Origin of the sequence: Rosistilla oblonga, assembly GCF_007751715.1 — a bacterium.
Taxonomy (GTDB): Bacteria; Planctomycetota; Planctomycetia; order Pirellulales; family Pirellulaceae; genus Rosistilla; species Rosistilla oblonga.
Map to the genome: position 1 here is coordinate 3,924,988 of NZ_CP036292.1, position 25,506 is coordinate 3,950,493.

Here is a 25,506-nt window from a genome sequence, read left to right on the forward strand (position 1 = left end):
CTCGGTCAACGGATTCCTGCGGGAAGCATTTTTGACCTACAGTTAAGACGCGTACGCCGCTTGTCTAAAGAAAGATTCTACCCACTTGGTATCGACGCGTCAGCGTTGGGAGTTCGTTTGATGAAATGTCCACAAGGTTTGCAGGTTCGAGTTCGAAGTGCAATCTGCATTGCCAGCATGCTCGTAATCGCGGCGCCGTCGTTCGCCGGACAAGTTGGCTTTCAACAGAACTCCGTTGGTGGTGTGATGGTCGACGCAGGTGGCGTAGTCCGCGCCGCCACGCCGGATGAACAACAGCAGTTGCTGCGAACCGTGCGTGCTCAGGTGCGAGTTGCCGCCGGTGAACTCGCCAAGCCAGCCGAGATGCGAATGATCTCACTGAAGGGCTTGCAGAAAGCGATCGCCACAGCGCTGGCAAACGGGACCGAGCTGCCTGAAGAAATTCGCTACCTCGCCGGACTACAACGCGTTCAATACGTGTTCGCCTATCCCGAACAGAACGACATCGTGATCGCCGGCCCCGCCGAACCGTGGATCGTTCGCGACGATGCCGCAGTTGTTGGTGCGATTAGCGGCCAGCCGATGATGTTGATCGATGATTTGGTCACTGCGATGCAGAGCGTTGAAGCAGCTCGTCGCAGCGGAATCAGCTGTTCGATCGAACCGACAGCCGAAGGGCACCAACGCCTCAATCGCCTGCTGTCTAAAGTCCAATTGCGAAACGGGCAGAACCCGAAAGCGCTCGAGCCTCAAATGAAGCAAGCCTTCGGACCTCAGATGGTCAAGATCAACGGTGTCCCCACCGACAGCCATTACGCTCGCATTTTGGTCGCTGCGGATTATCAAATGAAACGCATCGCGATGGGACTCGAACCTTCGCGTCTGCCGAACTTGCCAAGCTACCTGCAGATGGCTCGTGGTTCGCTCACCCAAAGCAACGCAAACCCACGCTGGTGGATGGCTTGCGATTACAACTCACTATCACACTCCGAGGACAAGCTTTCCTGGAAACTGTCGGGATGCGGCGTTAAGACGATGACCGAAAACGATCTCATCGGCGCCGACGGTCAAGTTGTCGGAAACGCCAAGGCAGATCCAAAGGCTCAACAATGGGCGGACCTGATGACCGAAAACTATTCGGAACTCAGCCAACAGTTTCCCGTCTTTGGCCAACTGCGAAACATGATCGACCTGAGTGTCGTGGCAACCTTGATCGTTCAAGAACGGCTGGATGAAACGGCCGGGGTTAACCTCGACCTGTTGATGGGCCGCGGCACGGAAGTTCCCGTCGCCGTCTACACCGCTCCCGCTGCGATCTCTCCCGAATGCAGCTTCTTGCGTAGTCGCAAGGGCTGGATCGTGACAACGTCCGGCGGAGTCGACATCAACGCATTTGAGATCGTTGAACGCCAAGCAGCTGACGCTACATTGAGCGGCGTCCGAGGCAAATCGGCTGCAGAAGAAGCGACCTCTTGGTGGTGGAACGGCTGATCCGTTTCGCTTCGTTCAATTTTCCCACAAAAAAACCGCTGCCGACGCCCAAAGGCAATCGACAGCGGCATGCGGGAAATTCGCTTGTTCGCCTCATTCGCCCGGCCGTGGCCAGACGAATGTTTTCAGGCGAACTCTTTTCTTGATTCCACCAAACTAGTTGTTCAGCAGTTCTCGAATTCCGTAGGTGAAGAAGGTTCCGAGACCAAAGTTCAGGATCTCTTCTTCACACTTGTACTGCAGGATCAGGATATCGCCAGCCTGAACGAGCGGTCGTTGCCGAGGGTCGTTCGTAGCAGCTGCCAAGTCGACTTCGATTGCAACTTGTCCTTCGCACGGCGTCTTGCGGAGGATGTATAAACGTCCGGGCGGGACACCACCGACGCTTGAAGCACCGAGTCCACCTCCGCCACCGCCAACTTGAGCACCAAGCCCAGTCCCAGCGATTGCCATCGCACCTAACACATCGAGATCGTAGTCGCGAGGCAGGGGATGTTCTCCACCAGGCAACAATCCACCGGTGTAGAAGACCTCGCGGTCACGCGATTCGATGTAGACAATATCACCGCTCTTCAACAGTACGTCTTTAGGGCTGATGTCTGGGACAACTCCCGGTGGAATCCGCAAAGGAATCCGAATCGCGGAATCGTCTTCTGGCGGGGCTGGAGGGCACAAACATGGGTTCAGACGTCGCTGCTCCTCGAACTCGCGGTAGTGCTGTGCGATGATCTCCATACGCTTTCGCTTGTCAGCCTGACTAGCACGCAGGATTTTAACTTCGTTTTTCGCAGTAACACCAGGCAGACCTCCGGTCTCCATAAGAGCGTGCAACACGTCGTTCTGGTAGGCGGGCAGTTTCACAATGCTGCCAGAGGCACCTCGGAAGCTACCGCGTTCAACCTGGCTGCCGCTATTGACGTCGTTTGTTGTTAAGCCTTGATCCTGCCGAACCACGATCACGTCGTAAGTCCGCTCTTTAATCAGGGTCACGACAGGCCGCGCCTTCTCATTCTTCAAAATCTCCGCCTTGATGTAGGCTTGGCGAATGAGTTCACGAACCTGGTCAATCGTCATACCACGGACGTCGATTGGTTCGACCAATGGCAGCGAGATCGTGCCATCTTCCGCAACGGCAATCGGGAATCCAATCGACGGCGGCAGCGTGCTATCCGCGTCGGGAAAGTGCACTGGCGGCAACTGGGGAGTCACGTCGGGTGCGTTAAACGGCAACACACCTTCAATATAGACACCCAAGACGTCATTGGAATCCAAGATGTAGTTCCGCGGAGCCTCTTGCGACAGCAACGAGATGTCGACCGGTACAAGATTATTTTTTGGCGGTGCAAAGAACTGCGGTGGCAAGCGACGCGCGGGAACGCCGCTGATTGGCTGCGTTATACTGCTACAGCCCGTGCACATCGCAACCCCTAGACACAGGGTCCAAAGTAGGCCTGCGGCAGCGGGCACGCGCTTTGCGGATTGGTTTTTGATTTCGACATTCATCACAAAGGCTCTTCGATTCGGCGTCTGCGGACTGGATCAGGTTAGATGCGCGTCGTCCGTTGTAACGGACAACGGAGATGCAGGTTTCCCGGCGACAGGACGCATATGTGGTCCTGCGAAAGTGAGGATCAACGCACTAGAACGGTTGCGGACGTTGGATCGGCCCGCCAATTCCAGAACCGATCCGTGGCGATGCAGTGCGAGTTGCCGGTGCGACCTGATTCGTTGGTCGCTCCAACCCGAGTTGCACGTCGCCAACGATCGTCTCACCTTCACCCAACAGGCCTTCATAACCTGTCACTTGCGACGGGGGCTGCTCAGCAGCTTTGGCAGGCTCGGTCGAAGCGGCATAAGCCGGATCTCCCAGGCCGCAACTTTGGCAAGCGGCTGCCATCTGCCCGCTCAATTGAATCTGGCCATAGTTGCCTAGACCATCCTCTTCGGCGGCGCGGGCACCGTGCGGGTACCCGGCAAACCAAGCGCTCACGCGTTGTTGGCCTTCAGGAGACTGGAACTTCCAACTCCAATAGCTACGCGGCGGGAAGGCGGGTGTGCAACCGTTTCCGCCACTGGCTACATCTTCATAACCTTGACGGAAACCATCGCGGAAGTGGTAGCGATGGTCTTCATTCTGAAAACAGTGCTTGCGTTCGTGCCAAGCACGAGCACTCCAGGCACTGTTGCGGTACCCCAGCACGAATTCGTCACAGCATTCGTTGTAATCCAAGGAATTGCTGAGTCCCGCGAACGCGGTGCAACCTCCAGTGGAAACAACAAGCATCGACGCGGCTAAGGAGCAGGCGAGTCCTGCGACCATCGCCCGCAATCGAACTCGCCGTTTGCGAGTATAACGTGTACGACAACTATCGATCGATGATATACGATCCGCCATGTTGGCCCCCCCGGCTACAACGGCAGTCAAATTTCCGCGTACGGCACCAGTGCACCGAGACGCAACCCTTACGAAGCTATTCATCGCCAAATCGGTTATCGTGGATTGAGAGATTTTTACGGTGATGACGAATCATTTAGATAATCGTGCTGTTATTGGTGCCCCGATTGCACTAGGCAAATACTCGTTGCGACCGGAATATCGGCTTCTTGTGGCCTGGCGATGCTTGTTCGCGAGCCCCGCGCGGATCATGCTGAATCGTCCTGACATCGCTTAACGCCCGTTGTCGGCGCTCGGATTGCAACCCAAGGCGTACGCCGCGTCGCCGTCAATCAACGCTAGCAGTTGCCGTTTTGTTCTCCACCACTCATCGATCCCCCTCGATTTGCCGATGCCTGACGAAGCCCACCGCAGTGCCTCCGAAACGTTTACCGTTTGCTGGCGAAGGCTAATCGCTGGGCTGGCGGCAGTGATTCCCGCTGCAGCTGCTTGGGACTACGGCGGCATCCTGCCCTGGAGCAAGTGGGCCATTGCGGCCGCCACTGCCGGACTGTTGATCGCAGTGCTTCCTCTGCTACTGCTGCGGCGTCCCAGCTCCCGTCTTGCCTACGGACTCCCTTTCCTGGCGCTTGCGATATGGGGCTACGCTGCGTTTCAAACGATCCCACTTCCCGGGAGTCTTGTCTCAGTAATTGCCCCCGCAAGTCATGCAGCCTACAGCCAGTGGAGCGAGGTGGCGGGGCAAGCGGTCCCATCGTCGATGCCGATCAGCGTTGCCCCTTGGTACACGCGAGGCTACCTGGTCCTGCCAGCCTGTTTTGCTGGCTTCGTACTGATCGCAACCGTCGTGTTGCGAGGCGACAAAAACGTTTTGATCTTGCTCACGCTTACGACAATAGCGGGCGTTCTGACCAGCTACATCGGGATCGCTGACAAGATCAACGCAAATGAACTCCGTGGCGACCTACTCGACTACGCCGACCAAGGAATTCCATTTGGGCCGTTCGTCAACCGCAACAACGCCGCCGGGTATCTCAACTTGTGCTTGGCCTGCACGATCGGTTCGCTTGTCTACCGCCATCGCAAGCAACAGCGGGATCGTAAGCACGACAACCGCTACCAGATTTCCGGCGGCGGACGCTGGGAGAAGCTTCAAAGCCGTATCAATAATTTCGCCCGTTCGACCGACAACCTGTCGATCGTACTGATCGTCTTTGCGATCGTGATCGCGAGTGGAATTTTTGTCAGCGGATCGCGAGGCGGAATGTTAGCCAGCGTAGCCGGAACTCTCGTCGTCTGCTTCCGATCGGTCAACCGCAGTCGTAAGTTCACCGCGCTGATCGCGATCTCGATCGGGCTCGTCGGATTTGGGCTGCTGCTAGGTTCGATCGGCATGGTCTCTGCCGTCCAAGAACGGTTTGCTCAGGTTTGGGGCGAGGAAGCGTTGCAGGACGGGCGTCTTGACCATTGGCAGGATAGCCTTGTCGCGTCAGCAAACTTTTTTCCCGGTGGCGCAGGACTTGGCACCTATCGATTTGCCTACCTCCCCTTTCAACGTGTCGGCGGATCGTCTTGGTTCCTGAACGCCGATGGGATGCCTTTCGAATGGCTGCTCGAAGGTGGTCTGATCGTCGTTGGGCTGATCCTTGCCGGTATCGCGTGGACCTATCGCCTTCTATGGAATCTCGCCTTTTACAAAAACTCGCCTACCGATGCGGCGGTCGCGACGACCGCGTGGTTCGCGATCCCCAGCCTGATGGTTTCGCAATCGTTTGACTTCGGTATCCTTCTACCCGCCAACACGCTCCTGGCGGCGCTGATCCTCGGCGCGGTCTGTGCGACCATCAAACCAGCCGTCAGATCGAAGAAACAGGGCAAGTCTTCCGGCAGCAAGCGAAGACGAAGCGGTTCGCAAAGTGCAAAGCAGACAAGTTCATCGCCTTCGAAAACGAGCGAGTATCCGCAATTGGAAGTGAGCCCCGATCCGCACGCTCCCACGACGACGTATTCGGTTGCGAAGTCGAGCAAACCGGTTGGTGGTGGTTCCTACCCGAGTTCTCGTTCGACAGCGCGGTCCGGGGCATCTGCCGCGCACAAACCGACGCATTCACCCCGTTCGGCTGGCCAGCGAGCCGTCGATATCGGACTGGCACTCGCCTGCTGGTTGGGATGTTTTTCCACCGCGGGTCTCGCCGTTCGCCAACAATATGCAGCGGCGGAGGCGGATCACGTCATCCGGCGATTCAACGCCTGGCGGCCCGATCTAGTCGACGCTGCCGACAAGATCGACGCCATCGCGAACGAAACCCATGAACTATGCGAACGCTATCCTCGGAACCCCGATCTTCTACTGGCCGATGCTCAGGTGATGTTGACGCAAGCGCGAGCCGCCATGCTTCGCGACGCTCCCGAAGATTTGGAACGCCAAGAATTTGAGCGCCGCTGGCAATTGACGGCTCCACTTTTGCGACGCCATCAATTCCACATCCAGCGCGCCACTGCTCCGGATCGCCCGCTCGACTGGCAATCGGTGTTGATGCCAGGCGAATCGAGCGAGTTGTTCCTCTCGGCTCGCGACCAGACCGTTGCCGCTTTGCAGTATTGTCCGCTGAACGACCAGATCTACTCCCTGTTGCTAACACTCGATTTCGTGGACGAAGGCTATGTCGACACCGAACGCTGGGTGAACCAGTTGCATCAAACGGGAATTCGACGCCCCAACACCTTGCATCGCTTGGGCGTAATCGCTTCGACCTATCCAGGCCCCGAGACGGCGCTGCCGATCTGGCGCGATGAATTGCAGTTGGTCCCCGAGCGATTGCAGAACGTCTGGCAAACGATCCAACAATTGCAGATCGATGCTGACCTTAACACGCTGGTCCCCGACGATCCTGCCGCACTGCTGACGGCGGCCGATAAGCTGACGACCGATCCCGAGACGCGCGAACAATTGTTGTCTCGCATCGACGCGATCCTTAGCAGCGAGGGAAGATCGTCACTGAAGCAACTAACCAGCGAAGACACGTTCGCGCCCAACGACGTCGAACAATTTAGCCCCGATACAAATAAGCCGCTCAAGCATCGAGTTGCTGATGACGCTCAGTGGCACTACTTCAACGCCCGCGTTGCGATGCTCCGCGAAGACTATTCCGCCGCGGAAGACGCATATCGCGAAGCGGTGCAGATGAAACCGGGGGATCTCGCCTGGCGCCAACAATTTGCTCATCTGCTGTTGCAAAACGGCAAGCAAAAAGAAGCTGTCAAGCAAGTCGAACGGTGTCTGTTGCAAGCGCCGAACGACCGCCGCCTGCTAAAGCTTGCTGCGAAGTTCCGCGAAGCCGAAGTGCCTCCAACTGACGAAGCGACACCGGCCGAGGAAGTTGAGCCAACCAACGAACAGTAGTCGCGGCTGCGATCGAATTCACCTGCTATCCTGTCGCCGCTGCAAAACCAACGTCGAAGCGACAGCCGGATTCAAAAACTACGAAACAGCGGCTGCTGTAGGTTCGTTGGCATCCACCATCCGCAGCGTTCGCCAGCGACCGTGGGCAAATCGCCCCAGCATTGCCGCGGCCATCGACATCACCCAGCAGGTCAGCATCCACCACCACCAATACAGTGGATCATTCGAATAACCTTTCCCGACCAGGCCGACGACCACCCAAGTCACGGCGACGCTGACACTCGCATAAAGCACGAACCAGGTATCCCCCGCGCCGCGGAGCGCTCCGGCGATAACGATCTGCGCCGCATCAAAAATGCAATAGACAGCGACGAACCTCAACAAGACTTTTGCCAGTGCGATCGTCGACGCGATCGCCTCTCCTTGATTCCCTGCCAGGTACAGCGAAAGCAGCGTGTCGGGGATCAATACGTACGACGCCGCCCAGGCCGCTGAATAGCAGACGCCCAACAACGCGGCCGAAACCGCGGCCCGCGCTGCCAGCACCGGTCCCGATTCGGTCAGGTGTTTGCCAACTAAAACCGACGCCGCGATTGAGACACCGATCAAAGGCACAAACGCCGCCATATTAAAGTTGATCGCCATCGCAGTCGCCGCCAAGGCATCGGTTCCGACCTGCCCGATCTGCAATACGATCATCGCAAACCCGCCCGATTCCGCTTGGTATTGCAATCCCGCAGGAACGCCAAAGAAGAGCAACCGACGACAAAGCACCCAATCGAAACAACGCCCAGCGGCGATCCCATATCGCTCGATATCACATCGTCGATGCATCAGCACAAAGTAGATGATCGCTTTGGCCCAAAACGAAACGCTGCTAGCGATCCCCGCTCCAACGATCCCCAACTCGGGAAAGCCGGCGTATCCGAAGATCAAGACAACGTCCAACACCAGGTTCAGGATCGACGCGACGACGTTCACCCACATCACGATCGCCGTTCGCTCGGTGCCGCTAAAAAATCCCGCCAAAGCCGACTCTAAAACGACAGCGCTTGCACCGACCAGCAACCACTGCAGATAGATCGTCTCCAAATCGAGAAGCGACGGGTCTTGCCCGGCCGCTATAAAGATCGACCGCGACATCGGGATCAACATCCACAGCAGCGGAGAAACCGCCAGAGTTAACCAGATCGCTTGCCAGATCAGCCGGCCGATCCGCTGCGGTTGTCCGCTGCCAGCATACTGAGCGACCATCGCGCTGGTCATCGATACGATGCCGACGGGGAAACAGGTAAGCGTCCAAAACAGGTTCCCGCCGGCCATCGAAGCCGCCATCTCGGGCTGACCGTACCACAGCAGTAGCGTCCGGTCGGAGAAGAGGGTCAGGGTGAAACACCCGGTGCTGATCATCAATGGCAGCGCGACGCGCAACACTTCGGCGATCCCCGCCGGACGATTCCAGATATTCATGAAGGCATTCGAGAAGCCACCGCAGCACACGCGATTCCGGTAAGAAGCCCCGCCACGTGAGCGACATTCGCTACCGAGACGCCCCCCATGGATCCCTGAGGCAAGAGGATGAACATGAACAGAAACACCATCATCAGCATGACCGTTGATGGCGGGATCAGGTTCGGGAACGTTGGCTGCAAAATCGGGCGAATCCACAAATAGCCGAACAGCCCGTACACCGCTCCGGAGATGCCGATCACATTCGGCGACCCGCCAAGACTTTCAGGAAACACCGATTGCAAAACGATCGCCGTCACACCGGTCAAGAAGACCAACAACGCAAACGCCCCGGGACTCTGCAGTCGCTCGATCGCGCCACCAAGAAAGAACAACGCCATCATATTGAAGCCCAAGTGCATCAGACTGCCATGCAGCAGATTGGGCGTAAAGACTCGCCAGATCTCCCCCTTTTTGATCGATGCCAGCGGATCGCCTTCGGATTCAACGTAGTCCTGCACCCCGACAAAACGTAGCGCACGGAACAATTGAGCTCCGGCATCATCGCCGCTCCGCTGGGCACCGGGATCGGTGATGAAAAACAGCACGACACAGGTGATCACCAACCCGATAGTCAGCCGCGGTTTGCGGGTCATGAAATTGCCCGAACCAGCCCAAGCGGCACCGCCCACCTTCCGCTGCTGCTTCAAGCGATCTTTGTTCTTCGCCTCCTGCTGCTTGCGAATCTCATCGGCTTGCTTTTGAACGTTGTATTTCGCATCGCCCGGCTGCTCGCGAAACGCGGCAAACTGAGTCCGCGCTTCGTCCAACCGATCTTCGTCGCGAATCCAAATCGCCCAGGCTTGCGGATCGCTGTGAGACGTCTCGGCCATCGCTGAGATGTCGATCGTCAACAGATAGTCGCAGAATCGGACCGCTTCAGCTCGTTCCGTCAATTCGCCGATCTTACGCATGAGTCTCTTTTTCGCTGATGTTGTTCCGTGACCGAGCGAGCTGGCTGCCGCTAGCGTCAACAGTCGCCCAAAAATCGGCGACGCCTCCTCCGCTGTCAGCGCCGCTCACCGCAGAGAGATCAAACTCCCTCCGCGAGCACCTTGCGATGCATCTCTTCGCTGCTGCGGTAATAGGCTTGGCGAGTCAGCCCCTGCGCGGCCGCTTCATCGAGTACGTAGACCGCGTCGCGATGCAACTGCAACGCCGATGCTGTGTTCTGGCAAGTGACCGGGCCTTCGATCGCACCAGCAATCGCATCGGCTTTGTGTGCCCCCGTCGCCATCAACAGACATTGTCGCGATTCGAGAATCGTTCCGACGCCCATCGTGACTGCCAATCGCGGCACTTCGTCGATCGAGTCAAAGAACCGCGCGTTGTCTTGAACCGTTTCAGGCATCAAAGTTTTCAACCGCGTGCGGCTGCCCAGCGACGACCCGGGCTCGTTAAATGCGATGTGCCCGTCGCTACCGATGCCCAGCAATTGCAGGTCGATTCCCCCAGCATCCGCGATCTGTTGCTCGTAGACTTCGCCATACGCTTCATAGTCCTTCGCCAAACCGTTGGGGACGTGCGTCGCGGCTGGATCGATGTCGATGTGGTCGAACAAATTTTTCTGCATGAAGTGTCGATAGCTCTGCGGATGATCCCCCGCCAAACCAACGTATTCATCCAAGTTGAACGACTTGCACCCGGCGAAACTGACAGTCTTCTCCCGATACATTTCGATCAGCACTTGATAGCAGGCGACCGGAGTGCCTCCCGTAGCCAACCCCAGAACCGAGTTCGGTTTCTTCTGGATCTGTTCGACGATCAATTCGGCGCAACGTTTTGCCGCCGCAGCCGCGTCCTTCTCGATGATGATTCGCATGTTCTCTTATTCCCACTCGATCGTTGCAGGGGGCTTGCTGCTGATGTCGTAGCAAACGCGATTAACCCCCTTGACTTCATTGATGATTCGCGTGCTGATTTTGGCCAACAGGTCGTAGGGCAACCGCGACCAATCGGCTGTCATAAAGTCGTCGGTATCGACAGATCGAACCGCGACACAGTTGTCGTAGGTTCGCGCGTCGCCCATCACGCCGACGCTTTGGACCGGCAACAGGACGGCAAACGTTTGACTCGTCTGACGGTACAATCCCGCCGCTTTGACCTCTTCGACGACGATCGCATCGGCTTCCCGAAGGACCGCCAATTTCTCTTCGGTGATTTCACCCAAACAACGAACCGCCAAACCGGGGCCCGGGAACGGGTGCCGCCAGACGAGATCCTCGGGCAATCCGAGCTCGATTCCCAAACGACGGACTTCATCTTTGAACAGGTCGCGGAGCGGTTCGATCAATTCGAAGCCCAGCTCCTCGGGCAGTCCGCCAACGTTGTGATGCAACTTGATCGTCGCAGCCGGTCCGTCTTGAGCGGCTCCACTTTCGATCACGTCGGGATACAGAGTCCCTTGAGCCAGGAAGTGAGCCGATTCGATCTTGGTCGCTTCGGATTTGAACGCTTCGATAAACTGGTGTCCGATTCGGCGGCGTTTCTCTTGCGGTTCGCTGATCCCTTCCAACGCTTCCATAAACTGAGGGCCAGCGTCGACGACGTGCAAATCAGCTTTAAAATGTTCGGTGAACGCTTTCACAACATCCGCTTGTTCCGCTTTTCGCAGCAGCCCATTGTCGACCAGGATGCAGGCCAACTGAGGGCCGATCGCTTTGTACAGCAATGCAGCGACGACCGACGAATCGACGCCACCGGAGAGCCCACAGATCACGCGACGGTCGCCGACGATCTCCCGAATCTGGCCGATCGTCTCTTCGGCGAAATCGCTCAACTGCCACTTGCCCGTGCAACCGCAAACGCGAAGCACAAAGTTCCGCAGCAATTGTTTCCCCTCGGGAGTGTGCGTCACCTCGGGGTGAAACTGCAATCCGTAGACCGGCAAACTGGCGTGTTTGACTGCGGCAAAAGGACAAGTTTCGGTGCGTGCCTGAGCATGGAACATCTCTCCCACCGAAGAGACTTGATCGCCATGGCTCATCCAAACTTGCATGTTCGTCGGAAGGCCATCGAACAGGTCCGCGGCGTCGGTGACTTCGCAATGAGCCCGACCGTATTCGCGGCTTGGTGTGTGTTGTACGCTGCCGCCCAAAGCATCGCAGGCCAGCTGCATCCCGTAACAAATACCGAGCACGGGAATGCCGAGTTCGAACAACTTGGGATCGCATCGCGGCGCCCCGTCTTCGTAAACGCTCGAAGGTCCGCCCGACAAGATAATCCCTCGTGGAGCGTATTCGGCGATTCGCTCGGCCGAAATGTCGTGGCGTACGATCTGACAATAGACGTTTTGTTCGCGGACACGGCGGGCGATCAGCTGTGCGTATTGCGAACCGAAGTCGAGGACCAGGACCCGTTCGTCCATCAGCGCCGAACTGTCCGTGATAACATCGCTTGCAGGAGTGCTCATATCGACTGGCTCACTGGCTCGGCGAACGCATCGCTGCGACCCGATCGCCGCTTGCATCGCCCGACTCCGCAGCGAACCTCTCAGCAGGAGAAAGGTCCGACAAGGCAGAGTCTCAAGAATTGGATTCAAAAACGATCCGGCAGTATAAGCCAAGCGGTTGATAAGGCCACAGGGGTGTTGCCCGGCGACCGCCGCGCCGCCGCTACATCAGATCCGCAAACGTATCGCTCAAATCCAAGGAATCGCCTAATTTGGCCTGCTGGCGACGGAATTCGGCAAACAACTGCCGCATGATCGGCAGCGCCGCCGCATCGCCGGCGAGATCGTTCATCTCGTCGGGATCTTGTTCCAGATCGTACAACCGCGCAACCTTGGCTTTCGGATAAAGGATCAGTTTATAACGCTCGGTTCGCAGGCTCCGCTGCAAATCGAGGTACGCTCCGTAGATCGCCTGCCGCGGTTGCCCCCGACCATCCAACAACGGCAGCACGCTCTGAAAATCGACATGCTGCGGCTTTTCGACGCCCGCCAATTGGAGCGTCGTCGGCATCACATCCTGCAAATAAATCGGAGCGGAGATTCGCCGCCCCGCATCGACGCCTGGAGCCACGACCATAAAGGGGACTCGCAAGCTGTGGTCGTACATATTCTGTTTCCCCATCAGACCGTGATGTCCGCACGCCAATCCATGATCGGCAGTGAAGAAGATCCAGGTGTTGTCGGCGACGCCCGACGCCTTCAGCCGTTCCAGGATCCGCCCGATTTGAGCGTCCATGTGCGTGATGATCGAATAATATTCCTGGCGATGGACTTTGACGCAGTGTTCCGTGCGCGGAAAGATCCCCAATGCCTCATCTCGCAGCGATGGGCCCAGACCGATCGCGTCTTTGTGCGGATACAGCGGCAAGAAATCCTTGGGGACCGAGATCGAATCGACGGGATAGCGGTCGACATATTCCTGCGGACTTTGCCGCGGATCGTGAGGCGCGTTGAAAGCGACGTACATGAAGAACGGCTTCTCCTGACCTGCAGCATCGTCGATGAAATCGATCGCGTCGTCGCCGACCACTTCGCTCCAGTGTTTCCCTCCTTTCCAATACCCGCCAAATGTTGGATCCGAAGGCGACCACGGATCGCTGCCGTCGGCCAGCGGTCGGTTGTAACCGGTCGGCGTCTGTTGAGGCATACCGCCGCGGACGTTACGCGCGTCGTCGAACGATTTCTTCGCGTCCGCCCGAACGTGCCACTTCCCCGTCATGTAGGTCTTGTAGCCGGCTTGCTTGAGATACTCGCTCCACCATCGCCCCGCCTGGCGTTCCTGTTCGCTCTTGGCGTAGATCGCGTTGGCACTCCACACATACCGACCGCTGTTGAGCATCGTACGGCTGGCGACACAAACCGCTCCGCTCCACGATCCCATGTTAAAGCAATGCGTAAACGTGCTCCCGCGAGCTGCCAATTCGTCCAACGAAGGCGTTTGAATCTCCTCGTTTCCAAACGCACCCACCGTGTCATAAGCCTGGTCGTCAGCAAACAGGAACAGGATGTTGGGACGTTTCGCTTCGTCAGCCGAAGCACTCGCGAAACAAGCCAACAAGGAGAACAGGACGAATAAAGGGGTTAGGCGAGCCATATCGAACGACAACCTCGATGAAGCGATCCGTGGACCAAGAAAGACGTGGAAGGGGAACTGCCGCCAGTATATCAAGTCGCGATCCATTACGAGCCCTCAAAGGTGCCGCGTTGCACCTTCGCGCGGTCGATCCGGCGGTAGAGCGATCGACGGGAACAGTCGTTTTTTTTGGCGTCGCGCGACCACGTAACCTAGATTGTCTTGAACTCCCAATTGGGTTGCTCTGACTTGTCCGATTCCCGACGAATCGAAAGAGCCGCCCCCACGACGATAATTCCGGTCGATCGGCTGCGTTTACCGCGGCATGACTGGGTACACACTGACAACAACAAGCGTTCTACGCACATTGCCGCGGTGAAGCTTTCATGGACAACATGCTGATGGTTATCGGGATCATTACGATCCTAGCGGTCATTGCCCAATTGATCGGTTTGGCAACCGGAACGGCAACGGCTCAACAACGCCTCCGCGCCCAGTGGCGCGAATGGTGTTCGCGTTCGAATTCACAATTGACCAACCAAGTCGTTGCCGCAGACCGTTCGCGACCGTTTTCTCCGGCATGGTCTGGCTGGCGCAGCCTGCGCGTGATCCATACCGAAATGGTTTCCGCCGACTGCAAGACCTTCGTCTTTGCCGATCCCGATGGCTCGCCGATGCCATCGTTTGTCCCCGGCCAATTTTTGATGGTCGGCCGCGTCGATGAACCCGGCGCCGCTCCCGTTGCTGCCCGCTGCTATTCGCTCTCCGACGCTCCCTCGCCATCCCATCTGCAAATCACAGTCAAACGGATCGACAATGGCCAGGTGAGCGCTTGGTTGCACGACACGGTCTCGGTTGGCGATACCGTCCAAACACGAGCCCCCGGCGGTCGCTTTGTGCTCGATATCAAGCGGACCGATCTGGTCGTCGGGATCGCCGCAGGTGTTGGCATCACACCGATGGCCAGCATGGCGAAATATGTCACCAAGATGCAGCCGGGCCGATCGGTGATCGTCTTCCTTTCGGCGCGCGACGCAGCCCACTGCCCGATGGTCGACGAACTTCGCGAGCTCGAGCGCAACAACGCCTTCTTTACGCTGGTTGTCTTGCAGAGTCGCCCCGCACCGGGAGACCGATTCGATCTCAAGGGCCGCTTGACGATCGATATCATCTCGCGCGTCGTCGGCCAACCGATCGGCAGCTACTATCTTTGTGGTCCACCCGAATTCATGACCAACCTCAGCGATGCCCTGATTCAATGGGGCGTGCCAGAAGACTCGGTGAGCTTCGAATCGTTCGGCGGTCCCAAACCGCAGGACGCAGTTGTCGAAGGGGAAGCCAGCAAGCCGATCCCTGTCGAGTTCCGACGCAGCGGAAAGAAGCTGGCGTTTAACGCCGCCGACGGCAACCTCTTGGATGCCGCGGAAAAAGCGGGAGTCCAAATGGACGCCGACTGTCGCGCTGGCGCTTGTGGCACCTGCCTGAAAAAGCTGATCAAGGGGAAAGTCCAATACGATCAAGCCCCTTCGTTCAGCCCGATCGACGACGATGAGTGCCTTCCATGTGTCGGGCGACCAAGCGAAGAAACAGTCGTCGACGCGTAGTTTCTCACGTAAACGCGGCTCGCTTTCCGCTTAGCTCTTCCCACCGCCAAGCGAATAGATTTTCAGGTCGTCGACGACGACGTTGCGTTTCACCGCGAGACGCAACATCCGCTTGGTCGGGTGAGCGATCCCGGGCGATGAAAACGAAGCGATCTCTTTGCCATCGATCGAAACGCTTAACGTGTCGCTAACGATCGTCGCCACGGCGTGATACCACTTGCCTGTCTCCAGCTTATTGGCGACCCGTTTTGTCTTCGTCTTAAGCATCTTCTGCTGCTCGGCCGGCAGCGTTCCGGCTTTGCGTTGCGTGCGAATCTTCAAATCCATCACGCCAGTTTTTAGATCGGTGATCGCAACTGCTTTCGTCCCGATATCGACACGGCAAAGGTGCCCCGCCCAGACCTCTTTGAACTTCAGATCCGCAAAGTTCAACCCTAGCGAATCCCGATCGTCTTCGAGCATGAACTTCACGTCGACGCGGCCGTCGCGAAACTCAGCCGGCTGAACGACCGAGACGCCATGATCGGCCGTCTCATGGATGTAGATGTACATCGCTCCATCGCGGAGGTCGACCTGTTTGTTGCCACCGGCTCGCGCTTTGCTGTTGGTCTTCCAACCGTTGCCAACCTCATCGGTCTGTTCCTGCGACTCGTTTCTCTGGAAATCGTCTTCGAAGATCAACGTCGCGGTCTCTTCCGCCATCACCGAACCGCTGAACGAAACGCACACCGTGGCACAAAGCGACGCAATCAATGAACGCAGCAACATGAGCAGACTTTCTGTGTTGGGATGAGAGAAACAACGAAACCGGAATCGAGTTTGGATACGTCTGGCTTATCAAGAGCTAACCGATCGACGGACCGCGATGGACCATAAAACTTATCCCGACGACAAAATCAGCCACTCCGATGGATGCAAACCGTCGCCGCGGCCAGCTGCAAAAACGCTGGCTTCACGCACCTCGAAAACGCGGATAATCCCTGACGCAGACGCCAACCACCGCCTATTGGATGAAAACGAACTCGCGCGTGTTCAGCAGCGACCAGATGATATCGCCGTACCCGGGAATCTTGTATTCGACAACGATCTGCTTGGCCAAGCGGCTCTGATCCTCGGTCGGATACCGGCTAAGAATGCTCAAGAAAATTGTCTCGATCCGATCGTTTAACGAATCGCGGCTCGTCACCTTGTCGACCAACAGCGACCCCGGTTCCAACATCATGTGCGTCACTGGACCGTTGAACATCGTCAACAATTGAGGGACCGTTCCTTCTGTCGAATTGTTACCGATGATGTTTCGATCGCTCTGTCCAAACTGACGCAAAAAATGATCGGCGGGAACCGGTTGCGGCAACTCCGACGCTCGACGCAGCACGATTCGCTTGTATTCCATCATCCGATCGGTCGCCCGTTCCTCGCGGCTGTATTCAATCATCCGGGGGTAGGTCGAAACCAATTGAGCCGCGGTGACGGCGGGGGGCAATGCAATTGCGTCGCAGTAGCTTTCATCGTTGTGTCGGATCAACGAATCGGGATTCTCCAACGTCAGCGTCAGCATCGAATCCCAGACCTGTTCGGCCGACATCCGCCGCATCACGGGACCGGTCACCAAATATTCAGCGGTTGGATCCTCGGGGTCGATCACCGTCGACTGGCGTTGGTAAATGTGCGTGTTATAGAGAATGCGAAGAAACTCTTTGAGGTCGTAATCGAGTCGCTTCATCTCCGACACCAACAGGTCCATCAGCTTGGGAATCGATGGCGAGGTGTCTTCGGTGATGTCATCGACCGGATCGATCAAGCCGACGCCGATCACCCGCTGCCACATCCGATTCGCAATCGTCAACGCAAATCGAGGGTTATCGTTGGCGGTCAACCAAGCGGCGAAGGCTTCCCGTCGCGAACTGCTTCCGTCCAGCCGCGGCATCGAACCGAAGATCACGTTGGGTTCGACCAACTGCTTCGGCTTCGCATCGTCGTAGGCGTAATCGTGTGGGAAACGCAGCTTGGCCTCCGTCTCGATCACCTCCTTGCGATTCAAATTCACCAACCGATTGACTTGGCCAATCAATCGGCGATCGGAACTCTGCGTCGCCTGTTTTTGAGCCATCGTCAATTCGCGATCGTATTTTCGCGTGCGAACTCCCCCTTCAAAGGCCGCCAATTCGTAGAACTCTCGTTGCGTCCAACGGTCGAACGGATGATCGTGACACTGGGCGCAACCGATACGCGTTCCCAAGAAGATGCGTACGGTGTTGTTCAGATTGTCCAACGGCATCCCGTCGTCCCGCAACTTGTAACCAGCCGCCGGATTCTCCCAGACCTTCCCCTCGGCGGTCAGCATCTCCCGGACCATGACGTTCCAGTGCGTGTTGTCTCGCAAAGACTTCTTGATCCAGTCACCGTAGGGACGCAGGTAGTTGTTGCCATCGGGTTTGTCGACGATCCGCAGGACGTCAGCCCAGTAGTTGTAATGATGGCTGGCATAGCCGGGTGAGTTCAGCAGTTCGTCGATCAACGCCGACCGCTTGTCGGGTGCCGTCGATTTCAAAAACGCCTCGGCCTGTTCCAGCGTAGGAATCGTGCCAGTGATGTCCAAATAGATCCGCCTTAGAAAGACCTCATCCGAGACCGGCGGATTTGCTCTGGCTCCCTTAGAACGTAGATGTTCGACAACGATCTGATCGATCTGCAAGGCAACGGTTTTCATCCGATGCTTCCGCGCCGGATCGACAGGAGTCACTGTCACCTCGGTCCGCGGAGCCTTATCGATCGGCAACACGATCTTTGGCGGCTTGGCTTTCTCCGCGGCGGCTTTCTTGCGAGCTGCATTGAGCGCTTTGGCGCGCTGTTTGGCAGTCTGAGCGTTCAAAACCGCCGGTTGCACAAAAAGCAGAGCGAGCAGAAAAACCGAGAGCAACGAGAAACAGCAGCGTGTGCGATTCATATCGGGTTTCACCATGGCGTCAGAGGAGCGGCTGCCGGAGGAGAGGAGAGCGCTGTGATTCGCTAATCCGTTTGATACAGCCCAGGGGCCCAGTATATAGCCTGGCAAGAGGGGGATGGCGAATTGGGAAAAAATTTGTCGCAATCCGCGACGTCGGCAAAGACATACAGCCGTCATATTCAATACCCACTCCTCGGGATTGAGCCTCCGGTTGCTTCAAACATTCAAGGTGGCATGTATAATCAAATTCCATCTGTCTCCGATTTGACACGCCCTTATAACGCACGGATCGGATTCGCGTCCGCCGCCCAATCCACCCCAAGACACAGCATTAGGCGGACTTTCTTCCCAACGCCCAACAACGACATAAAGGCTACGTATATGAAGTTATTCTCCGCGTGGAACCATCGGTTCCCATGGCTCGCGGCACCCGCACTGCTGGTTGCCAGCATCTGCTCGGGGGCCTCTGGTGACGAGCCGACATTGGTCTTCGATGCCGTCGGCAAGCAGGTCGGCGAGATCGTTTTGGTCGCTGGGGACGAAGAGTATCGCAGCGAAGAATCGATGCCGATGTTGGGGAAGATCTTGAGCCAAAAGCATGGCTTCAAGTGCACAGTCGTCTTCTCGTTGTCCGACGACGGCAGCTACATCGATCCCAATAATTCGACTGGCCTGACCGGTCTGGCGGCACTCGATACCGCCGATCTGATGATCATCGGCACTCGTTTCCGAGCGCCGCGTCCGGAAGAAGCCGCTCATCTGACCAAGTTCATGAACGCCGGCAAGCCAGTCATCGGCATCCGCACCGCCACGCATGCCTTCAACGGCAAGGGGAGCTTCGGCGACAAGATCAGCTTTGCCGAATGGGGACGCAAGATCCTTGGCGAACAATGGGTCAGCCACCACGGCAAACACAAGTCGGAAGGTGCCCGAGGCGTGATCGAAAAGTCGTCCGCCGATCACCCGATCTTGAATTCGGTCGAAGAGATCTTTGCTCCCAGCGATGTCTATGGAGTCATTCACCTGACCGACGCCGACCAAATTCTGATGCGTGGCGCCGTGACCGAATCGCTCGATCCCAAATCGCCTAATGTCGACGGAGAGAAGAACGATCCAATGCAACCGTTTGCCTGGTTGCACACCTACGAAGCTCCCAACGGAACGCAGGGCAAATCGTTTTGCACCACCGCCGGCGCAGCGGTCGATCTGGTCGATGAAGATCTCCGCCGGATGCTTGTCAACGCAGCTTATTTCCTGACCGGAAACGAAGTGCCCAAACAAGCCGACGTCGCTTACGTCGATCCTTTTTATCCAAGCTTCTTCGGGTTCATTCGCGAGAAGGATTATTGGAAAAACGCCGACCTGCAGCCGAGCGATTTTGGGCTCGGCAAATCGCCAGCGATGCCCGATCCCAAGGGAAGTCCCGCTTGGGATTTCCGGCCGACCAACCCCGTCGCCGCTGCGGCTGACAATGCCGGATCGCTCCCACTGAAGAAGCGTCAACGGATCGCAGTCGTCGGCAACGCGCTGGCCGAAGGGATGAACCAATACGGCAATTTCGAGACGCTGCTGCAAACGCGGTTTCCCGAAAAGGAACTCATCTTCCGCAACTTCGGTTGGCCCGCCGATGAAGTCGCCAATCAACAGCGTCCCGGCAGCTACACGACCATCGACGACCCGATGGTTGTTTTTGCCCCTGACATGTTTCTCTGCTTCTTCGGATTCAACGAGTCTTTCCAAGGCCGCGAACCTGCCGCGATCGAGCGTTTTATGGCCGATTACCGCAAGTACATCGAAACGATGAAGGCGAAGTTTGCCAAAGATGGCAAGCAACCGACGTTTGTATTGGTCAGCCCGGTTGGCTTCGAAGCGACCGGAAATCCATTGCAGCCCGATGGTGTCGAAGAGAACAAGAATCTTGCGGCTTATACCGCCGCGATCGCCAAAATGGCTGCCGCCGACGGACACAGCTTCGTCGATCTGCACACCAAAACGAGCGAAGAATTTGCCAAGACGCCTGGCAATCAATTCACGATCAACGGCGTGCACCTGAACGAACAAGGCGATCGCTTGATGGGCGAATTGCTCGACGAGAGCCTGTTCGATGGCGAGCACCCGTTGGGCGTCGACGCCAGCAAGTTCCAAGAGGTTCGCAAATGGGTGAACGACAAATCGTGGTACCACTTGCAAGATTATCGGATGCTCAACGGTTGGTACGTCTATGGCGGGCGCCGCACCTGGGATACCGAAACCTTCCCGACCGAATATCGCAAGATCCGCAACATCGTTGCAGTCCGCGACCAATACGTCTGGGACCTGGCCGCCGGGCGACCGGTTGCCGATCAGCCCGATGATTCGAACACCGGCGAAGTCTATACGCCTGAAACGATGTTCGGCACGCGAGACGAAAACTTCCGCAAGATGCGTGAACCCGAGGAGATCAAATACCCATCGCCCGAAGAATCGATCGAGATGATGACGGTTCCCGAAGGGTTTAAGGTCGAACTGTTCGCCTCCGAACGCGAGTTCCCCGAACTGGCCAACCCGAATCAGATCGCCTTCGATAGCCGCGGACGACTGTGGGTCTCCTGCATGGCCAATTATCCCCAGTGGCAGCCCGGTTCGGCGAAGCCCAGCGATCGCTTGCTGATCTTCGAGGATACCGATGGCGATGGTAAAGCGGATAAGTGCACGCCGTTCTACGACAAACTTATCTGCCCAACCGGCTTCGAATTCTGGAACGGTGGCGTGTTGGTCGTCGACGAACCACGGATTTTGTTCCTCAAGGATACCGATGGCGACGACCGCGCCGACGAAGTCACGCCGCTCATCGATGGCATCGCGACCGACGACACGCACCATACGATGGGCGCGTGGGAGTTCTCTCACGGCGGCTTGTTGCACATGCTCGAAGGCGTCGCGCTATCGACGACGCTCGAAACCCCATGGGGCCCGTTCCGCAACAAGGGAACCAGCGGTGGTTACATCTTCGACCTGCATTCGCTGAAGTTCAGCCACTACCGCACGCCTGGTTACGGCAACCCATGGTGTCTCGTCTTTGACGAATGGGGCAACGGGATCGTCGGCGACGGTACCAACGCTAAACAACACTGGGTGAGTCCACTTTCCGGATTGGAAGTCAACACGCGCCGGACGATGAATCCGGTCTTCGACAACCAAGGGATGCGTCCCGCGGTCGGCAACGAATTCCTGTGGTCGCGTCAATTCCCCGACGACGTTCAAGGCCAGTTCATCTATGCCTGTGTGATCAACATGCACGGCATGCCTCGTTTTAACGTTCGCGACGAAGCGGATGGAGCCGGTTTCGAAGGAGAACGCGTCGAAGACCTGCTGTCGTCGACCGACATGGTCTTCCGACCTGTCGATCCGAAGATTGGCCCCGACGGAGCGTTGTGGTTTGGCGACTGGTGCAACGCACTGATCGGTCACATGCAATATTCGCAGCGCGACCCGAATCGCGATCACCAACACGGCCGCATCTTCCGCTTGGTTTATGAGAACAAACCGCTGTTGGAACCGATCACGCAAGCTGGCAAATCGATCGACGAATTGCTGGAACAACTGAAGACCTACGAATTGCGAACTCGCTATCGGGTCCGTCGCGAAATTCGCGATCACGAGAAGGAAGAGGTCTACGCCGCGATCGACAAGTGGATCGATGGCGTCGACGATCCCAAACAGTTGTGCGAAGCGATGTGGATCCAAGAGAGCTTCCGCGACGTCGATACCGATCTGTTGGACAAGATCCTGGCAACCGATGAATATCGCGCTCGCGCCGCGGCGATCCACACGATCACCAACGAGATGGAGCGGATTCCGAACGCGAAGGACTATCTAGCCAAGGGCGTTACCGATCCGAACCCGCGTGTTCGTTTGGAAGCCGTCCGCGGGTTGAGCTTCCTGGGAAGCGTTGAAGCGACCGAATTGGCACTGAAGGCTGTCGACCAGCCGATGGACTATTGGCTCGATTACACTCTGGAACATACGCTGCACGCGTTGGAACCTGCATGGAAGTCGGGCGAGGGGACCGAAGGCTTTTTGGCAAACAGCTCCGAAGCCGCAGCCAAGCACTTCGATCGCTTCCGTAAACTCAACGGTCCCGGCGGCGCGGCGGTGCTGCCGTTGGAAGTTGCCGACGACGTCGACGCTTCGGAAAAGGACCGCAAGAACGCGATCCGCCAACTGGCGAAGCTGAAAGGCGGCCATGCCGGCCGTGGCGTCGAGGTCTTCAAACGCGTCTGTTCGGCGTGTCACATGGTCGGCGATGTCGGCAAGAAATTTGGCCCCGACCTGAGCGACATCGGCCGCCGATTCGATCTGGAAAAGATCATCACTTCGATCATCATGCCCAACGAGGAGATCTCCAAGGGATACGAAACGGTGATGGTCCTGACGATCGACGGTGCAACGCACAACGGCTTCATCCTGAGCGAGGACGACGAGACGTTGTCGTTGGGAATCGCCAATGGCAAGCAGATCGACGTGTTGAAGGATGACATCGACATCCGCAAGCCGATGAAGGCGAGCTCGATGCCGGAAGGCTTAGTGAAAACGATCGCCCCTGTCGAATTCCTCGACCTGATCGCTTATTTGCAAAACCAAAAGGATGTTGCATTTTCGAAGAGCGATGATGGCTGGATCCGCAGCACCGATAAGAACCCGCCGCCCATGCGAACTCACGGTGAGTTCAAAGAGATCTCGCGCGACGCCGAAGTGAAATTGGGCGACGCGTTTGGCAACCGCGATTGGAACAACGATGTCCACCTATTCCTCAATCCGTTGAAGCGAGAGAAATGGGATTTCAGTTTCCATTCGCAGCACGATGCCGATAAACCGGCGCTAACGATTCGGTTGGCTAAGGAATCGGAAGTTCGCCACATCGAGTTGAAGAACCGCTTGGACAGTCAGTTCCACGAGCGAGCTGAAGGCTTGACGGTTTGGACCTCTACCGACGGCAAGGACTATCAAAAGGTCTGGGCCGCGGAGAAACCAGCCGGAACGTATTCGATCGATCTGCCCGCCGGCACGCGAGCAAAATACGTCCGCATCGGCCTCGATGGCAAAGGAACGTTCCACCTGTTCCAAGGCGTTATCTACGGCAAATAGGGCCGCATCCCGCAGTGATCGAAGATGGTTGCCGGAGGGCGCCGCGCAGCGGCGCACCTCCGGTACACGACGTACGCGCGCAATCGCTCCCGCAGGGAGCACAGATCGATATGCGCCCCCGTCGGGGGCGGCGTTCGATATCGCGAATCGGTTACCGGTGGTATTCGCTGCGCTCAAACCACCGGCTACCTTCTGGAGCCGCTTCGCGGCCGCGATCGATGCGCACCAAATCCCGCAGGGATTGCAGATGGTAGCCGGAGGTCGCCGCGCAGCGGCGCACCTCCGGAACCCGAGGCCCCCAACGCGAGATGATCCCGCAGGGATCGCAGATGGTAGTGGGGCGTGGAGACGTTAGATCCACGGAATTCGAAACTCTTGACGAGTTCCGCTACCAACGTTTCTCAACCGCCGGTCCTTCTCAACCGCCGATGCTGTCGAGGTCTTTCATGTAGACCGCGAGCGTCGTTTCAAACGTATTGGCGTCGATTTTGTAGTGCGGATCCGAATCGGTGTATTTGTTGCAGTGTTCAACCAACACGCGATAGAGGAAGCGGAACAGATGCCGTGGGACGCGCAACGATTGCATTGCGGCTAACAGACGTTCGTACGAGATGTTGTCGTCGAACAGGTTGCGTGGCTCAGGCGTTTGCCCCTCCGCCGCACACGCGATCAAACGCGACTGTGCGAGGTCGTAGAGCGCTTCGCCAGTCCAGTGAAAGCTCGGGATCAGGTTCTGTTTATCAAGCCGTGCCCGTTCGTGGAACTCCCGCGTTTCGCGTTCGACATCGCGATGCAATTCCTGCGGCAACAGCAGCTTCAGCCCAACACCCGAATGCTTCAACAGCTTGTTGTCCAACAGCGGCCAAACAAAGCGACGCATCAGTTCCGGCTTGCCACCCAACAGGTGCGGTTCGTCGACACGGTCGATCAGTACGATCACGCCGGAGAAGCCCAAACGAGCCAACACCGACTGAAATTTGCTGAGCATTTCATAACGGTCATCGGTGCGATCAAATCGCGGCAGCGGCTGACTGGCCAGTTCGCTATACGGAATCGAAAGCAGAGTCTTGTGCAGTGTATGGGTATCCCGCTTGCCAACTCGCATGTGCTTGCGGATCCCGCGAGCCATCCACCAACAACGCAGCCAGCGCAGCTTGTAATGTGCCGAACCGGCGAAACTGACCAACAGGAACACGACGGCAGACCAACCGAGACTGAGGCGTTCGGAATAGGCGAGCCAGCCCGACAGGACTAACGCGACAACCAGGCCAGCAATTGCCAACCAGAAATCCCAGCGGACAGACCAATTGCGATAGCCCAGCTTTTTCCGCAGCCCGTTCCACCGATCGGAAAAGGATTCGCCGGTCGATTGGTCGTAAGCCAGCGACAGCAACAGCAGATCGCGAGCTTGATGTCGCTCGAGTTTTCGCAGGTCCTCTTCGCGGACTTCCGTCGCCACCGAATCGTTGGCGTTGTTCTGATCCAACACGCGGTCGACAAGCCGCGTTACGCCCAAACAAAGGATCGCATCGATATGATCCCACAACCGCCAGGCGTCGAGAGTCTTTTCGGGCTTCTTGGCCAACCGCCGCGGCAACCGTTCCTGGAAATGGTCCAGGAAGGGATTGAAGTCGTCGTAGCGGATGACGTATGTGCGATTGTTCAGGTGCTGGCGATTGTAGCGATCCAGATGCCTATCGATCTGCAAACCGATCGCGGTCTTGCCCGCCCCCTTGGCTCCAAACACGATCGCCGTGCTCGGTTCCGATGGATCTCCATAGACCTTATCCCAGACAGGATGATAGGCGCTGGAGATGCAGAACTCTTTGAACACCGGATCGGTTTGGGCATCCTCTTCAGCGAAGGGATTGCGGCTGATACCGTGGTGCTCAAGAAAGGTATGGATGTTCATAGATTCGCCGATGTCGGACGTGTATATGCGAAGTTTCGATTGAATTGGTGAAGCATACTTTCGCCTCCACCATTTCGCCGAGGTAAGCCGCTGC

The 25,506-nt window shown here is 57.3% G+C and carries 14 protein-coding genes; 4 read left to right on the forward strand and 10 right to left on the reverse strand.

The genetic code is table 11. The features are described 5' to 3' along the window. The first annotated feature begins 120 nt into the window (after window positions 1-120). Complete coding sequence (locus tag CA51_RS13910) at window positions 121-1,491, forward strand: DUF1598 domain-containing protein (protein WP_145121547.1); 1,371 nt, start codon at window positions 121-123, stop codon at window positions 1,489-1,491. 156 nt (window positions 1,492-1,647) lie between these two features. Here CA51_RS13910 and CA51_RS13915 read toward each other — a convergent pair whose 3' ends face one another. Both CA51_RS13915 and CA51_RS13920 read right to left on the reverse strand, forming a co-directional pair. Continuing rightward, window positions 1,648-2,796, reverse strand: coding sequence for a polysaccharide biosynthesis/export family protein (locus CA51_RS13915; RefSeq protein WP_231745684.1), 1,149 nt, complete (start codon window positions 2,794-2,796; stop codon window positions 1,648-1,650). Between the two features lie 334 nt (window positions 2,797-3,130). After that, window positions 3,131-3,811 (reverse strand): hypothetical protein, encoded by a 681-nt coding sequence (locus CA51_RS13920; protein ID WP_145121551.1) that lies wholly within the window; start codon window positions 3,809-3,811, stop codon window positions 3,131-3,133. A gap of 466 nt (window positions 3,812-4,277) precedes the next feature. On the opposite strand from CA51_RS13920, the gene CA51_RS13925 reads away from it, so the two are divergent. Further along, a complete protein-coding gene (locus tag CA51_RS13925) occupies window positions 4,278-7,289 on the forward strand; it encodes an O-antigen ligase family protein (protein WP_145121553.1) in 3,012 nt (1,003 codons plus the stop codon). Window positions 7,290-7,367: 78 nt separating this feature from the next. Here the strand turns inward: CA51_RS13925 and CA51_RS13930 are convergent, their stop codons facing one another. The 5 genes from CA51_RS13930 to CA51_RS13950 all read right to left on the reverse strand — a co-directional run bounded on the left by CA51_RS13930 (window position 7,368) and on the right by CA51_RS13950 (window position 13,843). Next, a complete protein-coding gene (locus CA51_RS13930; RefSeq protein ID WP_145121555.1) occupies window positions 7,368-8,759 on the reverse strand; it encodes an MATE family efflux transporter in 1,392 nt (463 codons plus the stop codon). Beyond that, window positions 8,756-9,712, reverse strand: coding sequence for a rhomboid family intramembrane serine protease (locus tag CA51_RS13935; protein ID WP_145121556.1), 957 nt, complete (start codon window positions 9,710-9,712; stop codon window positions 8,756-8,758). The genes CA51_RS13930 and CA51_RS13935 overlap by 4 nt, the downstream gene beginning before the upstream one ends. Window positions 9,713-9,831: 119 nt before the next feature. Then, entirely contained in the window at window positions 9,832-10,620 is a 789-nt protein-coding gene (gene nagB, locus CA51_RS13940; protein ID WP_145121558.1) for a glucosamine-6-phosphate deaminase, read from the reverse strand. A gap of 6 nt (window positions 10,621-10,626) precedes the next feature. After that, complete coding sequence (guaA, locus tag CA51_RS13945) at window positions 10,627-12,210, reverse strand: glutamine-hydrolyzing GMP synthase (protein WP_145121560.1); 1,584 nt, start codon at window positions 12,208-12,210, stop codon at window positions 10,627-10,629. A 202-nt stretch (window positions 12,211-12,412) separates the two neighbouring features. Further along, a complete protein-coding gene (locus CA51_RS13950; protein ID WP_145121562.1) occupies window positions 12,413-13,843 on the reverse strand; it encodes a sulfatase family protein in 1,431 nt (476 codons plus the stop codon). 365 nt (window positions 13,844-14,208) lie between these two features. Between CA51_RS13950 and CA51_RS13955 the strand changes: the two genes are divergently transcribed. Continuing rightward, window positions 14,209-15,426: a 2Fe-2S iron-sulfur cluster-binding protein gene (locus CA51_RS13955; protein WP_145121564.1), complete on the forward strand. Its 1,218-nt coding sequence runs from the start codon at window positions 14,209-14,211 to the stop codon at window positions 15,424-15,426. A gap of 30 nt (window positions 15,427-15,456) precedes the next feature. Here CA51_RS13955 and CA51_RS13960 read toward each other — a convergent pair whose 3' ends face one another. Continuing rightward, window positions 15,457-16,128, reverse strand: coding sequence for a LamG domain-containing protein (locus CA51_RS13960; RefSeq protein ID WP_145124158.1), 672 nt, complete (start codon window positions 16,126-16,128; stop codon window positions 15,457-15,459). 301 nt (window positions 16,129-16,429) lie between these two features. Then, entirely contained in the window at window positions 16,430-18,373 is a 1,944-nt protein-coding gene (locus tag CA51_RS13965; RefSeq protein WP_197451179.1) for a DUF1549 and DUF1553 domain-containing protein, read from the reverse strand. 381 nt (window positions 18,374-18,754) lie between these two features. On the opposite strand from CA51_RS13965, the gene CA51_RS13970 reads away from it, so the two are divergent. Next, the gene (locus CA51_RS13970) at window positions 18,755-23,500 is read left to right on the forward strand and encodes a PVC-type heme-binding CxxCH protein (protein ID WP_231745685.1); all 4,746 of its coding nucleotides are present in this window, start codon (window positions 18,755-18,757) and stop codon (window positions 23,498-23,500) included. Between the two features lie 418 nt (window positions 23,501-23,918). Here the strand turns inward: CA51_RS13970 and CA51_RS13975 are convergent, their stop codons facing one another. Next, complete coding sequence (locus CA51_RS13975; protein WP_145121570.1) at window positions 23,919-25,412, reverse strand: cytochrome d ubiquinol oxidase subunit II; 1,494 nt, start codon at window positions 25,410-25,412, stop codon at window positions 23,919-23,921. Window positions 25,413-25,506 lie beyond the last annotated feature (94 nt).

Coding starts and splice junctions, on each gene's coding strand:
- CA51_RS13920 (WP_145121551.1), bottom strand. CDS start 3,811: ATGGTCGCAGGACTCGCCTGCTCCTTAGCCGCGTCGATGCTTGTTGTT.
- CA51_RS13975 (WP_145121570.1), bottom strand. CDS start 25,412: ATGAACATCCATACCTTTCTTGAGCACCACGGTATCAGCCGCAATCCC.
- CA51_RS13935 (WP_145121556.1), bottom strand. CDS start 9,712: ATGCGTAAGATCGGCGAATTGACGGAACGAGCTGAAGCGGTCCGATTC.
- CA51_RS13965 (WP_197451179.1), bottom strand. CDS start 18,373: ATGAATCGCACACGCTGCTGTTTCTCGTTGCTCTCGGTTTTTCTGCTC.
- CA51_RS13930 (WP_145121555.1), bottom strand. CDS start 8,759: ATGAATATCTGGAATCGTCCGGCGGGGATCGCCGAAGTGTTGCGCGTC.
- CA51_RS13970 (WP_231745685.1), top strand. CDS start 18,755: ATGAAGTTATTCTCCGCGTGGAACCATCGGTTCCCATGGCTCGCGGCA.
- guaA (WP_145121560.1), bottom strand. CDS start 12,210: ATGAGCACTCCTGCAAGCGATGTTATCACGGACAGTTCGGCGCTGATG.
- CA51_RS13910 (WP_145121547.1), top strand. CDS start 121: ATGAAATGTCCACAAGGTTTGCAGGTTCGAGTTCGAAGTGCAATCTGC.
- CA51_RS13960 (WP_145124158.1), bottom strand. CDS start 16,128: ATGGCGGAAGAGACCGCGACGTTGATCTTCGAAGACGATTTCCAGAGA.
- nagB (WP_145121558.1), bottom strand. CDS start 10,620: ATGCGAATCATCATCGAGAAGGACGCGGCTGCGGCGGCAAAACGTTGC.
- CA51_RS13950 (WP_145121562.1), bottom strand. CDS start 13,843: ATGGCTCGCCTAACCCCTTTATTCGTCCTGTTCTCCTTGTTGGCTTGT.
- CA51_RS13955 (WP_145121564.1), top strand. CDS start 14,209: ATGGACAACATGCTGATGGTTATCGGGATCATTACGATCCTAGCGGTC.
- CA51_RS13925 (WP_145121553.1), top strand. CDS start 4,278: ATGCCTGACGAAGCCCACCGCAGTGCCTCCGAAACGTTTACCGTTTGC.